Here is a 12,249-nt window from a genome sequence, read left to right as displayed (position 1 = left end):
GGTGCGCACACGGTTCGATGGAGGGCTCTGATGCCTGAAAGGCACCACTTTGTCTGAAACTTCCTTCGGCGCGCTTGGCGTGCCGGCTCCCCTCGTTGCCGTCCTCACGGCGCAGGGAATCGACAGCCCCTTCCCGATCCAGGTCGACACCCTCCCCGACACCCTCAAGGGCCGGGACGTGCTCGGTCGCGGCAAGACCGGCTCCGGCAAGACCCTCGCGTTCGCCATCCCGATGGCCGCGCGCCTCGGCGGCAAGCTCGCCGGCGGCAAGCGTCGCCCGGGCCGCCCGCTCGGCCTGATCCTCGCGCCGACCCGCGAGCTCGCCACCCAGATCACCACCGCACTGACCCCCTTCGCCGAGGCGTACGGCCTCAACACGACCACCATCTTCGGCGGCGTCTCCCAGGGCCGTCAGGTCTCCGCGCTCAAGGCCGGCGTCGACATCGTCGTCGCCTGCCCCGGACGCCTCGAAGACCTGATGAAGCAGGGCTACGTCAACCTCGACTCCGTCGAGATCACCGTGCTCGACGAGGCCGACCACATGGCCGACCTCGGCTTCCTCCCCGTCGTCACCCGCATCCTCGACAAGACGCCGAACGGCGGCCAGCGCCTGCTGTTCTCGGCCACCCTGGACAACGGCGTCGACAAGATCGTCCGCAAGTTCCTCCACAACGAGGTCCTGCACTCGGTCGACGACTCGAACAGCATCGTCTCCGCGATGACGCACCACGTCTTCGAGATCGACAACGCCGAACAGAAGAAGGCCCTGATCGAGAAGCTGGCCTCCGGAACCGGACGCCGCATCCTCTTCATGCGCACCAAGCACCACGCCAAGAAGCTCGCCAAGGCGCTCACCGAGGCGGGCATCCCCTCGGTCGACCTGCACGGCAACCTCTCGCAGGTCGCCCGTGACCGCAACCTCGCCGCGTTCAGCAACGGTGACGTGAGCGTGCTCGTCGCAACGGATGTCGCCGCTCGCGGCGTGCACGTCGACGACATCGAACTCGTCATCCACGTCGACCCGCCGGCAGAGCACAAGGCGTACACGCACCGCTCCGGCCGCACCGCCCGGGCCGGGCACGCCGGTGACGTCGTCACCCTCGTGCTCCCGGAGCAGCGTCGCGACACCGCAGACCTGCTGCGCAAGGCCGCCATCAAGGTGACCCCGCAGCGGGTGACCGCGGACTCCCCCGCCGTCGCCGCCCTCGTCGGCGAGGTCGCCGCATACGTCAAGCCGGCGTCGCGCACCGAGCAGCCGCAGCAGCAGCGCCAGTCCCAGGGCGGTCGCTCGCAGGGCGGTCGCTCGCAGGGCGGCCGTTCCGAAGGCGGTCGCTCGCAGGGCGGCCGTTCCGAGGGTGGTCGCTCGCAGGGCGGTCGTTCCTCGTCCTCAGACGGCGGACGCTCGCAGGGCGGCAGCCGTTCCTACGCCTCCTCGTCGTCATCCGACACCTCGCGCTCGTCCGACGGGCAGCGCTCGCGCGGCCGTGACGACCGCGAAGGCGCCAGCACCGCGCCCGTTCGCGGCAACCGCGGCAGCCGCAGCAACGACGCCGCCTCGGCCGGCGGAGCACGCCAGGAGCACTCTGGCCGCCCGGCGGCATCCGGTCGCAGCCACGCCCCGCAGGGCTCCGGTCGCTCCGGCGGCATCCAGGTCGGCGGACTCGTCCGCGGATCCGGCTCGGGAGCCGGCGGCGCCCGTCGCTCGGCGCCGCGCCGCGCGCAGGGCTAAGCAGCACCAGCACGCAGGGCTAAGCAGCACCAGCACGACATCAACGGGCCGGACTCCACCAGGAGTCCGGCCCGTTTGTCTGCCCGGACCGGGCGCGGTAAACCGGTGTCCCCCGGCTGGGTTAGGGTCAGATTATGGACACCACCACCGTCGTTGTTCGGCCCGTCGAAGAAGCGGACGCCGAGAGTCTGGGCCGTGTACACGCCCTCTGCTGGCACGAAACCTACGACCACCTGCTGAGCCAGGCGGCCCTTTCCCAGCTGCGGCCGCAGCGCCTCGCCGCCATGTGGCGCCGGTTCACCACCCAGGGAGCGGAATACCGCCAGGTCGTCGCACTCGTCGACGGAGAGGTCGTCGGCTTCGCCGGCAGCGGCCCCGCCCGCGACGAGAACGCCCCCGCCGCCCACGAGCTGTACTTCATGTACCTGCTCGAGGACAAGCACGGAAGCGGCATCGGCCAGAAACTCTTCGACGCGGTCGTCGACCCCGGGCCCTCCTACCTCTGGGTCGCCGCGGTCAACCCGCGTGCCCACGCCTTTTACACCCGCAACGGCTACGCCGCCGACGGTCACGAGCAGGTGCAGGAAGTGCTCGGCGAGCAGCTGCACGAGGTCCGCCTGGTCCGGTAGGTCTCGCCGCAGGCGGATGCCCGGCGCGCGTCGCTCGCGTCAGCGTGCGACGGGCCCGTCGCCCACCGGCAGCATCACGGCGAAACACGCGCCGCCCTCGGCCGCGGACTGTACCGTGATCGTGCCGCCCATCCTGGTCACCAGCCGGGCGGCGATCGACAGGCCCAGGCCCGTGTTGACCGGGCGGATGTCGCGGTACCTGGCTCGCAGGACTCCGCGCTCGAACGCGACGGCGGCATCCGATGTGCTCAAGCCAGGGCCGCTGTCGCGTACCTCGACCCGTACGCGTCGGCCGTCGACCTGGCGAGCCGCGAGTACGACCTCGCCGCCGGCCGGCGTTGCGCGCAATGCGTTCTCGAGCAGGCCGTCGACGATCTGGCGCAGGCGCATGCCGTCGGTCACGATCGTGAGGTCACCCGGCACCGCGCCCGCACCCGCACCGTCCCCCGCACCGTCCCCCGGCCCGTCGACGCGCAGCGCGACGCCGAGCTGGGTGCATTGACCCTGCCAGGCGAGCGCGGCCTGCGCGAGCACTCCGCCGACGTCGATCGGCTGCAGGTGCACGGTGAAGTCATCGGCTTCGAGGCGGGCGAGTTCGAGCAGGTCACTCACGAAACGGTCAACGCGTTTCGTCTCCGCGACCAGGACTTCACCGACCGCCGCGCTGCCGCTTGCCGGAATCACGCCCTCGGCGAGGGCCTCCGCGTACCCGCGGATCGCGGTCAACGGCGTGCGGATCTCGTGCGACACCGAGAGCAGGAACTCCCGTTGACGGGTCTCGCTCGTACCCAGCGCGTGGTCGAGGGCACGGAGCGAGCGGGACACGTCGTCGATCTCCGGAATGCCCTGGGCCGCGAGGAGTACGCCGCGTTCACCGTCGGCGAGCCGCCGGGCGGCTCGTGCGGTCCGCTCCAGGGGTCGCGCCAACCGCCGGGACAGGAACAGTCCGGCGAGCACGGCCACGACGAGCCCGACGAGCACGGCCAGCAGGATGCGTCCGGCGACGAGTCTGCCCGAGTCGGTGATGTCCGCAACGCGCACGAAGCCCACGAGCCCACCGCCTCCCGCGAGCGGCCGCGCTTCCACCACGTACGACTCACCCCGGATCTGCAGCGACGTCGACACCGAGCGGCCGGCATCCAGTACCTGGGTGATGCGGCTCTTGACGTCCTGCGTGACCGTGAGCGCGCCCGAACCTGTTTCCGGCACCTTCCCGTCGGCGCCGACCAACACAAAGCGCTCGCCGCGTGCGCCGAGGAGGGTGTCGTCCTTGAGCAGGATGCGCAGGGTCGAGAGCGGCCGCTCGCTCAGCGCGGTCGTCCGTGCGCCGAGGTCCGCCTGGGCCTGCGTCGTGACGAGGGTCTGCACGAGTTGCAGGGACACGACGGCAGTGACGAGAACCGCAACGAACGCCACGCCCACCGTGACGAGCAGGATCCTGCCGCCGAGTGACGCGAACCAGCGCCGCACCGCTCAGCCCTCCTGGCCGGCGACGGAATACCCGACGCCGCGGACCGTGCGGATCGGATTTCCCTCGCCGAGCTTGGCCCGCAGTTGGGCGACGTGCACGTCGACCGTCCTGCTCGCACTGTAGTCCGCGATTCCCCAGACCAGGGAGAGCAGTTCCTCCCGCGAATACACCCGTCCGGGCCGGGCCATCAGCTGGGCGAGCAGGTCGAATTCGGTCGCGGTCAGGTCCACGCGGATGCCGCCGCGCGCGACCATGCGCGTCGCCGGGTCGAGCGTCACATCCTCCACCCGCAGCACCGCGTCGCCGATGAGACCCGAGGAGCGGCGCACGATCCCCTTCACCCGCGCGACGAGTTCCCTCGGCGAAAACGGCTTGGTCACGTAGTCGTCCGCACCCAGTTCGATGCCGAGCACCCGGTCGACCTCGTCGTCGCGTGCAGTGACGAAGAGCACGGGTGTCCAGTCCCCCGCCTCGCGCATGGCCCGGCACACCTCGATCCCGTCGAGCCCGGGCAGGCCGACATCAAGGATCACCGCGGCCGGCCGCAACCGGCGAACCTGCTCGAGTCCCGCGCGGCCGTCGGACTCCAGATGCACGGTGAAACCGGCGCGCACGAGGTACAGGCGTTCGATGTCCGCGATTGCGGGGTCGTCTTCGACGACCAGCACCAGCCCTTTGTCGTCGCCCACAGCTTCCATTAAGCCAGTAGGCGCCGGTTGCTGCGAACCGGGCGGGCGGATGCCGGACTCGCCTTACGTTTTCCGTACATTTCCCGAACACGGCGTTTGCGTGCGCCTGCCACTGTGGCTTCACCGCCGGGACCCTCCCGGTCCAGCGAAAGGCAGGAAAATATGAATGCATTCACGAAGCGAGCCACGACCGTTGTCGCTGCGGGGACGCTCAGCCTCGGCCTGATTGCAGGCGGCACGTTCGCGGTCGGCGCGGCGAGCGCGGCCGAGATGCCCACGACCGTTGCAGCGTCCTCGGTATCGGGGTCCACCGTCGCCGGTTCACTCGCGACCGCCGTGTCTGCATCCGCCAACACCGCTGTCGCCGCGGACGAGACGGTGAAGACCGTTGCCCAGTTGCGCGCGGACCTGCGCGCGGCGCTCAAGCTCGACGCGGCCGCACGCCCCGCGGCCATCGCCGCCATTCGCACGGACGTCCTCGCCGGAGCATACGGCGCGCAGGCCAGCCAGTACCTCACGAAGATCGAGGCCGCGGCCGCCGACAAGTCCAAGGCCGACGTGCCGAAGCGGTGGCGCCACGCCCTGCGCCACCTTGTGCGCGCCGACGTGAAGGCACACCAGCAGACCGCCCCTGGCACGTCCACGCCGGCCCCCACTCCGACAGCCGGTTCGTAGCGGAGGGCGTGGCGGGTGCGACGGCCGCGGCGGGCGGCTCGCCCACCGGACGCGTCAGCGCAGCTGGCCGACCGAAGCGAGCGCCATCCGCAGCAGGGAGCCGCGGCCGCCCTCCATCTCGGCGGACACAGCCTCGGATGCCGCCTCGAGCGGCGTCATCCAGGTGAGTTCGAGGGCGTCCTGGCGGGGGTCGCAGGTGCCGGTGACGGGCACGACGTAGGCCAGCGAGACGGCGTGCTGGCGCTCATCCGTGAAGGCGGTGATGCCGGGCAGCGGGAAATACTCTGCGACGGAGAATGGCACCGGGCTCGCGGGCAGCTGCGGGAACGCCATCGGCCCGAGGTCCTTCTCGAGGTGCCGGAACAGCGCATCGCGCAAGGTCTCGCCGTACAGCACGCGCCCGGAGACCAGGGTGCGCGTCATCTCGCCGGTCGGCCGGGCACGCAGCAGCACGCCGAGCTCGACGACCTGGCCGAGCCCGTCGACCCGCACGGGGACGGCCTCGATGTACAGGATCGGCAGGCGCCGGCGGATGTCCGCGAGCTCGACATCGCTCAGCCAGCCCTGGTTCTGGTTGGGTGGCTGGATGTTCTCGGGGCCAGGCGTCCAGTCCGGGTCGGGGTCAGGGGTGCGCACGCTCATGCCTTCATTCTCCCCTAACCGGCGAGCCGATGCGCCATACCCGTTTCCGGGGGCGGTCGCGCCCGTCGCTGCCGGCGAGCCGGACCCGCCAGCGCGGGAGGCGCATTCGGGTCCTGGGCAGTGAAAGGTCCGGGGCAGTGAAAGTATTGACCGGTCGACGCACCAGGCCTCGACGCCCGGCAGGAGGACCGACATGGACGAGACCCGAAACGGCGCAGGAGACCCGGTGGAACCGGTCGCCCTGCCGATCGATCCCGGCGCAGTGCTCTGGTCGGCGTCCGAAGCCGACCGGGTCGGGCGCCCGCTGCTCCTGATCCTTCACGGCTACGGCTCCCACGAGGGTGACCTGTTCTCGCTCGCGCCGCACCTGCCGCTCAAGCCGGTCCTCGCGGCGCTGCGGGCGCCACTTCCGGTCGGCGACGGCTGGGCCTGGTTCCCGGTCGGCATGCCCGGCGGCCTGGTCAACCCGAGCGCCCCGAACGCATCCGCTATCGAGGCGGCAGCGGACGGCGTGCTCGCCTGGCTCGACGCGCTCGTCGTGCCGCCGGCATCCGTCGGGCTGCTCGGCTTCTCCCAGGGCGGCGCGATGGCGCTGCAGCTTCTGCGCCAGGCGCCCGACCGATTCGCATTCGCGGTGCAGCTCTCGGGTTTCGTCGCCGCGGCGCCGCAGCCCGGCGACGCCGACCTCGCCGAGCGACCCGTTCCGGTGTTCTGGGGCCGAGGCACGGCCGACCCGGTGATCCAGGCGGATGCCGTCGGCCGCACCCAGGACTGGCTGCCCGGCCACTCGGTGCTCACCGAGCGCATCTACGAGGGCATGGGCCACTCGATCTCGCAGGGCGAACTCTCCGACATCGTCGGATTCCTACGCACGCAGTACGCTGACGCGCCCGCGGACGTAGCCTGACCCACTCGCCTAACCAATTCGACGGAGTTTTTGCCCGGAAAGCGCTAAAAACACGCTCGTACGTCCTAGAAAATCAAAAAGTCCGTCGAATTGGTTAGGGCACAGCGCGTGAGGGTTAGCGCTTCTTCGCGGCGGCTTTCTCGTTCTGGGCGGCAAACCGGGCGGCGTGCGCGGCCTTGCGTGCGCGCTCGGCGTCGCGGTCCTTGACGCGGATCTGCTCCTCACGCACCTCGAACTGGGTAGCGCGCTCGGTGACGAGCCACGCCGGCGGCTGCTGCAGCAACGCGAGGATCTCGGCGCTCGTGAGCGGCTCGGTGACCTTGCCGCGCGCGAGCCCGGAGATCGAGACGCCGAGTTTCGCGGCGACGACCTGCTTGGGGTGCGGGCCATTGGCGCGCAGCAGGGCGAGCCACTCCGGCGGGTTCGTGTCGAGTTCGGTGAGCTCGGTGCGCGAGATCAGGGTGTTCTGGAACTCCTCGGGGGCTGCCTCGAGCAGAATCCCGAGTTTCTGGGCCGCCGTTGCGGGCTTCATGGTCTGGGTCTTCTTCTCGCTCATCAGTCCAGCGTATAGCCTGAGAGCACCACCGCTTCGGCGGTTCATAACGGTGCGCCGCCCCGCGCGCCACAAAAGAGAGGATGCCGGTGACCTTTTCCATCGCCTTCGCCGCCGGCGTCACGCCGACCAAGTGGACCCGCGCCTGGGCAGAACGGCGCCCCGACCAGCCCCTCGAGGTCTTCCGCACCACGCCGGACGAGCAGTCTGCCGTCCTCCGCGACGGCCGCGCCCAGGTCAGCATCGTGCGCCTCCCGATCGACGAACACGACCTGAGCCTGATCGCGCTCTACCGGGAAATCCCGGTCGTCGTCGCCGCGAAGGACCACTTCATCGCCGACGCGGACAGTCTCCTCGTCGCCAACCTCGCCGACGAGCACCTGCTGCAGGACCCCGACGCCGTTCCCGAGTGGCGCGACGTCGCGACCGAGGTGCGCGAGGGCATCCGCCGCCCGCTCGCCGCCGTGCGCGACATGGACGAGACCATGGAGCTCGTCGCCGCGGGCGTCGGCATCGTGATCGTGCCGCATTCGATCGCCCGGCTGCACAGCCGCAAGGACCTCGTCTCCCGACCCGTCGAGGACGTCGCCGAGAGCCAGGTCTCCCTCGCCTGGCTCGCCGCAGAGACGACCGAGGACATCGAAGAATTCATCGGCATCGTGCGCGGCCGCACGAAGGCGAGTTCCCGGGTCGACTCGTTGCCTGCCGGCGGCGAGAAGGTCAAGAAGGAGAAGAAGACCGACAAGGCCAAGGCCGCCGCGAAGGCGTTGCGCGTCGCCGCCGCGAAGGCAAAGCCCGCCGTGGCCAAGAAGACCCAGTCCGCGCCCGGCCGCACCCGCAGCACCGCGAACCTCAAGCTCGGCAAGCGCACCGGCCGCTGAGCCGCGCAGCCCGCGCCGGCAGCGGCAGCGGCAGCGGCAGCGGATGCCGCGCGCGGCCATCGCATCCGCCGCGATTGGTTCTTCGCGCGCCAACTGCGCCGCTTCGCGCCAGGCACGCGTGGCGCGAAGCGGCGCAACTGGCGCGCGGACCGACGCGGCTGGCGCGAAGCGGCGCAACTGGCGCGCGATCTCGGCAGCGCAGCGGATGTCGGGCTCAGGCGGGCGCGACCGGCTGCCGGAGGACGGTCTTGAGCTTGTCCGGGGCGCTTCGCCGCGGGTCGCCGAGGTAGACCTCGTGGTGCAGCCCGTTCGGGCGCAGACCATGCTGGGCCAGGAACTCCCCGTGCAGCCGCGCGAGTGCCGGCCCCTCGTCTTCGTAGGGTCCGACGTGCAGCAGCTGAGCGCAGAGGCCCTCGTCGAGGGACTCGATGCGCACGCTCGCGAGGGCCGGAAGCTTCTTCTTCGCCCTGGTCGCCGTCACGGCCTCGTCGATTGCGGCATCCGTCACCCACTCGGGCTGGCTGATCAGCATCGTCCAGCTCCAGGAGGCCTTGTCGCCGGCCGCGAACGCGGCATAGCCGGCCGGGTCATCGGCGTACCAGAGTCCTTCGAGCGGGGCGACGACGAGGTCACGCCCGAGGCCGCGCTTGGCCGCGAACTTGATCGCGTACGCAACGGCATAAAGCGCCTCGACGGCCTCGGTGTATGCGGGCGCGACGTTCGGGTCGCCGCGTCCGTCGACCGCGATGAACCGTTGCACGGGAACCTCGATCAGCTCCCAGTCGCGGTTCGTCGGCGCATACAGGGGCTTGTCCTCCCGCTTCACGTCGTACGGTCCCGTCACCCGCGGTGCGGTGTTCCGCGGCGCACGCAACTGACCGGTGCGCCGGTCGGTCGTGAACGGTACCTCGTCACTCATCGGGCTGTGCCGACTCCTCCAGCACCGAATCTTCGAGCACCGAGAGGATGTTGCCGGCCGGGTCAGTGAACCAGGCAATCGTCGGTCCGTACCCGCGCATGATGCCCTTCTCGTCCTGGGGCGAGCCCTCGTACCGTTCGAAGACCACCCCGCGGGCCATGAGCGTGTCGACGGCGGCGTCGATGTTGCCGACAGCAAGGTTGAGCATCGTGTACGTCGCCGGCGCGTGGTCGGCCTTCGGATAGACGATCACGTGCGCCCCGCCGGGCAACTCGATGCGCAGCAGTCCCATCCCGCCGTCGGTCACCTCGAGTCCGAGCGTGCCGCCGTAGAAGGCGCGGGCGGCCTCGATGTCGGGGACAGCGAAACCGCTGAACACGTCGAGGATGCCGATGCCCCGGTCGGTTGTCGCCGTTCCGGTCTCTGAGTCAGTCATGTCGAACTCCCTTGCTCGAACGGATGGAACAGGTTAGTCGGTGGAACAGGTGAGTCGCTGGATCACGCCGGTCGTGTCACGTTACCGCGAACTGATCGACGCGAACTTGCGGATGCAGAGCGGCACGAACACGACGAGCATGACGGTGATGCCGATCAGCACCGTCTGGATCGGGTGCTGCATGGTCCAGATGTCGGGCACGGGCGCGGTGCCCTCGTTGCCGAAGAGCTGCCGTGCCGCCTGCACGAGCGAGGAGACCGGGTTCCACTCCGCGAAGATCCGCAGCGGGGTCGGCAGGGTGTCGCTCGGCACGAAGGCGTTCGAGACGAAGGTGAGCGGGAACAGGATGAGGAACGAGGCGTTATTGATCACCTCGGGGCTCTTCACGCTCATTCCGAGCAGCGCCATCAGCCAGCTGAACGCGTAGCTGAACAGGAGCAACAGCCCGACGCCGGCCAGGAACTCGGCCGGCGAGGAGTTCACCCGCCAGCCGACGGCGAGGCCGGTGGCCATCATGATGACCATCGAGATGGTGTTGAGCACGAGGTCGCTGTTCGTGCGGCCGATCAGCACCGCGGACGAGCTCATCGGCAGGCTGCGGAACCGGTCGATGATGCCCTCCTTGAGGTCGAGCGCCATCGCAGAACCGGAGAACGTCGACCCGAACACGACGGTCTGGGCGAAGATGCCCGCCATCAGGAACTGGGTGTAGTCGGTGCCCTGCACCTGAATCGCCCCGCCGTAGACCTGGCTGAAGAGCAACACGAACATGACCGGCTGGATCACGGCGAAGACGAGCATGTCCGGGGAGCGCTTGATCTTGATGAGGTTGCGCTTGGTGACGGTCCAGCCGTCGGAGTACCAGAGCGAGAACGGGTTCCAGCTCGGCAGGGTCGTGGAAATCGCGCTCATCGGGTCTTCACCGCCTCCTTCGAGTCGAGGGCGTCGTCATCCGCTGCGCCATGCGCCTTGTCGGCCTTGTGCCCGGTGAGCTTGAGGAACACGTCGTCGAGCGTCGGACGGCGCATGCCGGCGTCGTGCAGCTCGATGCCGGCGTCCCCGAGTGCCGCGAGCACGAGCTGCAGCGCGCGCGGGCCGTCGGTCACCGCGACCTCGAGGCCGCGGCCGTCGCTCGTGACGCTCGGTTCGCCGTCGCCGAAGCGGGCGAGGATGCCGCGAGCCGCCTCGCTCGCGCCGGCGCCGGCGTCGACGAGCGCGACTTCGAGGCGGTGGCCGCCGATCTGCGCCTTGAGCTGATCGGAGGTGCCCTCGGCGATGACCCGGCCGTCGTCGACCACGACGATGTCGTCGGCGAGCTGGTCGGCCTCCTCGAGGTACTGGGTCGTGAGCAGCACGGTCGTGCCGTCGGCGACGAGCCGCTTGATCACGTTCCAGAGCGCGATGCGACTACGCGGGTCGAGCCCGGTGGTCGGCTCGTCGAGGAAGAGCACCTTGGGGTTGATCACGAGCGCGCCCGCGAGGTCGATCCGCCGGCGCATGCCGCCGGAGAACCCCTTGACCGGTCGGTTGCCTGCCGCGGTGAGCTCGAAGAGATCGATGAGTTCCTGGGCGCGACGCCGGGACTCGCTCGCACCGAGGTGGTAGAGCCGGCCGACCATCTCGAGGTTCTCGAAGCCGGTCAGGTTCTCGTCGACGGCCGAGTACTGGCCGGACACCCCGATGATCCGGCGCACGGCCTTCGGGTCGGCGACGACGTCGATGCCGTCGACGAACGCTGTTCCGGAGTCCGGCCGGATCAGCGTCGTGAGCATCTTCACGACGGTGGTCTTGCCTGCGCCGTTCGGACCGAGCAGGGCCTTGACGCTGCCCCGCGGCACCGAGAGGTCGAGCCCGGCGAGCGCATGCACCGGCCCGCTCTTGGAGCGGTAGGTCTTGGTCAGGCCCGTGGCCTCGATGATCGTCATCGTGTTCATCCCCGCGGTATTGTGGACGTTGTACACATTGTGGATCCAGCGTAACGAGGCGGCCTCACTTTGACAACCACGAACACCGATTCAGCCACCGAAGGCCATGGTCGCACGACCTACCGACACGGCGACCTGAGGCGTGCCCTGATCGACGCCGGCCTCGAGCTCGCCCGGTCCGGCGGCCCGTCCGCCGTCGTGCTCCGCGAGGCGACTCGCCGTGCCGGGGTCACCCCGAACGCCGCCTACCGTCACTTCGCCGACCGGAGTGCGCTCCTCGAGGCGGTCTGCTCGGAGTGCCAGTCCGGCGTCGCCCGCGCGATCGAGGACGGGCAGGCGGCGCTCCCAGCCCCGCCCGCGGCATCCGCCGCGCCCGCAATCGCCCAGGCGGATGCCGCTCCGGCGCCGGCCCCGGCCCTCACCGCGGCGACGGCCCGGCTCCGGTTCCGCGCCGTCGGCACCGGTTACCTGCGTTTCGCCCTGGCCGAACCGGGGCTTTTCCGCACCGCGTTCACAGCCTCGTCCGACCTCGAGAGCGCGACGAGCGCTGCACGGGCCGGTGCGCGCGGGCTGACCCCGTTCCAACTGCTCGGCGAGGCGCTCGACGACCTCGTGACCACCGGGGTTCTCCCCGCCGAGCGCCGACCGGGCGCCGAGTTCCTGGCCTGGTCTGCGGTGCACGGCCTCGCCTCGCTCCTGCTCGACGGCCCGCTCCGCGCCCTGCCCGCCGCCGCGACAGAGGCGCTCATCGGCCGCGTCGTCACCATGGTCGAGCAGGGCCTGTAGCCGCGAG

General features: G+C 70.2%; 14 protein-coding genes. 6 read left to right on the top strand and 8 right to left on the bottom strand.

Going from position 1 to position 12,249, the window contains the following annotated elements; translation table 11 throughout:
* The first annotated feature begins 49 nt into the window (after positions 1-49).
* Positions 50-1,729, top strand: a complete 1,680-nt coding sequence (locus RHM57_RS00620; RefSeq protein WP_322189275.1) for a DEAD/DEAH box helicase — start codon at positions 50-52, stop codon at positions 1,727-1,729.
* A gap of 134 nt (positions 1,730-1,863) precedes the next feature.
* Positions 1,864-2,358, top strand: coding sequence for a GNAT family N-acetyltransferase (locus tag RHM57_RS00615; RefSeq protein ID WP_134449718.1), 495 nt, complete (start codon positions 1,864-1,866; stop codon positions 2,356-2,358).
* Positions 2,359-2,397: 39 nt separating this feature from the next.
* Here RHM57_RS00615 and RHM57_RS00610 read toward each other — a convergent pair whose 3' ends face one another.
* Entirely contained in the window at positions 2,398-3,828 is a 1,431-nt protein-coding gene (locus tag RHM57_RS00610) for a HAMP domain-containing sensor histidine kinase (RefSeq protein ID WP_322136575.1), read from the bottom strand.
* Between the two features lie 3 nt (positions 3,829-3,831).
* Positions 3,832-4,527 (bottom strand): response regulator transcription factor, encoded by a 696-nt coding sequence (locus RHM57_RS00605; RefSeq protein WP_322136576.1) that lies wholly within the window; start codon positions 4,525-4,527, stop codon positions 3,832-3,834.
* Between the two features lie 153 nt (positions 4,528-4,680).
* On the opposite strand from RHM57_RS00605, the gene RHM57_RS00600 reads away from it, so the two are divergent.
* Positions 4,681-5,193 (top strand): hypothetical protein, encoded by a 513-nt coding sequence (locus tag RHM57_RS00600; protein WP_322136577.1) that lies wholly within the window; start codon positions 4,681-4,683, stop codon positions 5,191-5,193.
* A 54-nt stretch (positions 5,194-5,247) separates the two neighbouring features.
* Here the strand turns inward: RHM57_RS00600 and RHM57_RS00595 are convergent, their stop codons facing one another.
* The gene (locus RHM57_RS00595) at positions 5,248-5,835 is read right to left on the bottom strand and encodes an NUDIX hydrolase family protein (RefSeq protein WP_134446366.1); all 588 of its coding nucleotides are present in this window, start codon (positions 5,833-5,835) and stop codon (positions 5,248-5,250) included.
* Between the two features lie 193 nt (positions 5,836-6,028).
* Between RHM57_RS00595 and RHM57_RS00590 the strand changes: the two genes are divergently transcribed.
* Positions 6,029-6,742: an alpha/beta hydrolase gene (locus RHM57_RS00590; protein WP_322189273.1), complete on the top strand. Its 714-nt coding sequence runs from the start codon at positions 6,029-6,031 to the stop codon at positions 6,740-6,742.
* A 115-nt stretch (positions 6,743-6,857) separates the two neighbouring features.
* Here RHM57_RS00590 and RHM57_RS00585 read toward each other — a convergent pair whose 3' ends face one another.
* Entirely contained in the window at positions 6,858-7,298 is a 441-nt protein-coding gene (locus RHM57_RS00585) for a DUF5997 family protein (protein WP_134558379.1), read from the bottom strand.
* An 86-nt stretch (positions 7,299-7,384) separates the two neighbouring features.
* Here RHM57_RS00585 and RHM57_RS00580 point away from each other — a divergent pair, with 86 nt between their 5' ends.
* Positions 7,385-8,176, top strand: a complete 792-nt coding sequence (locus RHM57_RS00580) for a LysR family substrate-binding domain-containing protein (protein WP_322189271.1) — start codon at positions 7,385-7,387, stop codon at positions 8,174-8,176.
* A 214-nt stretch (positions 8,177-8,390) separates the two neighbouring features.
* On the opposite strand, the gene RHM57_RS00575 is transcribed toward RHM57_RS00580, so the two are convergent.
* From RHM57_RS00575 to RHM57_RS00560, 4 genes are all read right to left on the bottom strand, one after another.
* On the bottom strand, positions 8,391-9,095 hold the full coding sequence (locus tag RHM57_RS00575) for a GyrI-like domain-containing protein (protein ID WP_322136580.1): 705 nt from the start codon (positions 9,093-9,095) through the stop codon (positions 8,391-8,393).
* On the bottom strand, positions 9,088-9,531 hold the full coding sequence (locus tag RHM57_RS00570) for a VOC family protein (protein WP_322136581.1): 444 nt from the start codon (positions 9,529-9,531) through the stop codon (positions 9,088-9,090). Before RHM57_RS00570 ends, RHM57_RS00575 begins: the two co-directional genes overlap by 8 nt.
* Positions 9,532-9,612: 81 nt before the next feature.
* A complete protein-coding gene (locus RHM57_RS00565; protein WP_322136582.1) occupies positions 9,613-10,443 on the bottom strand; it encodes an ABC transporter permease in 831 nt (276 codons plus the stop codon).
* Positions 10,440-11,456, bottom strand: coding sequence for an ATP-binding cassette domain-containing protein (locus RHM57_RS00560; RefSeq protein ID WP_322137363.1), 1,017 nt, complete (start codon positions 11,454-11,456; stop codon positions 10,440-10,442). The genes RHM57_RS00565 and RHM57_RS00560 overlap by 4 nt, the downstream gene beginning before the upstream one ends.
* Positions 11,457-11,525: 69 nt before the next feature.
* On the opposite strand from RHM57_RS00560, the gene RHM57_RS00555 reads away from it, so the two are divergent.
* The gene (locus RHM57_RS00555) at positions 11,526-12,242 is read left to right on the top strand and encodes a TetR/AcrR family transcriptional regulator (RefSeq protein WP_322136583.1); all 717 of its coding nucleotides are present in this window, start codon (positions 11,526-11,528) and stop codon (positions 12,240-12,242) included.
* Positions 12,243-12,249: the final 7 nt, after the last annotated feature.

This window comes from Cryobacterium sp. 10S3 (assembly GCF_034344045.1).
Lineage (GTDB): Bacteria > Actinomycetota > Actinomycetes > Actinomycetales > Microbacteriaceae > Cryobacterium > Cryobacterium glucosi.
This window is presented reverse-complemented; position numbering and strand designations above follow the sequence as displayed.

What these genes read in the sequence shown, in the direction of transcription:
- RHM57_RS00565 (WP_322136582.1), bottom strand. Translation starts at nt 10,443, where the DNA reads ATGAGCGCGATTTCCACGACCCTGCCGAGCTGGAACCCGTTCTCGCTC.
- RHM57_RS00600 (WP_322136577.1), top strand. Translation starts at nt 4,681, where the DNA reads ATGAATGCATTCACGAAGCGAGCCACGACCGTTGTCGCTGCGGGGACG.
- RHM57_RS00615 (WP_134449718.1), top strand. Translation starts at nt 1,864, where the DNA reads ATGGACACCACCACCGTCGTTGTTCGGCCCGTCGAAGAAGCGGACGCC.
- RHM57_RS00595 (WP_134446366.1), bottom strand. Translation starts at nt 5,835, where the DNA reads ATGAGCGTGCGCACCCCTGACCCCGACCCGGACTGGACGCCTGGCCCC.
- RHM57_RS00570 (WP_322136581.1), bottom strand. Translation starts at nt 9,531, where the DNA reads ATGACTGACTCAGAGACCGGAACGGCGACAACCGACCGGGGCATCGGC.
- RHM57_RS00560 (WP_322137363.1), bottom strand. Translation starts at nt 11,456, where the DNA reads ATGACGATCATCGAGGCCACGGGCCTGACCAAGACCTACCGCTCCAAG.
- RHM57_RS00585 (WP_134558379.1), bottom strand. Translation starts at nt 7,298, where the DNA reads ATGAGCGAGAAGAAGACCCAGACCATGAAGCCCGCAACGGCGGCCCAG.
- RHM57_RS00590 (WP_322189273.1), top strand. Translation starts at nt 6,029, where the DNA reads ATGGACGAGACCCGAAACGGCGCAGGAGACCCGGTGGAACCGGTCGCC.
- RHM57_RS00575 (WP_322136580.1), bottom strand. Translation starts at nt 9,095, where the DNA reads ATGAGTGACGAGGTACCGTTCACGACCGACCGGCGCACCGGTCAGTTG.
- RHM57_RS00605 (WP_322136576.1), bottom strand. Translation starts at nt 4,527, where the DNA reads ATGGAAGCTGTGGGCGACGACAAAGGGCTGGTGCTGGTCGTCGAAGAC.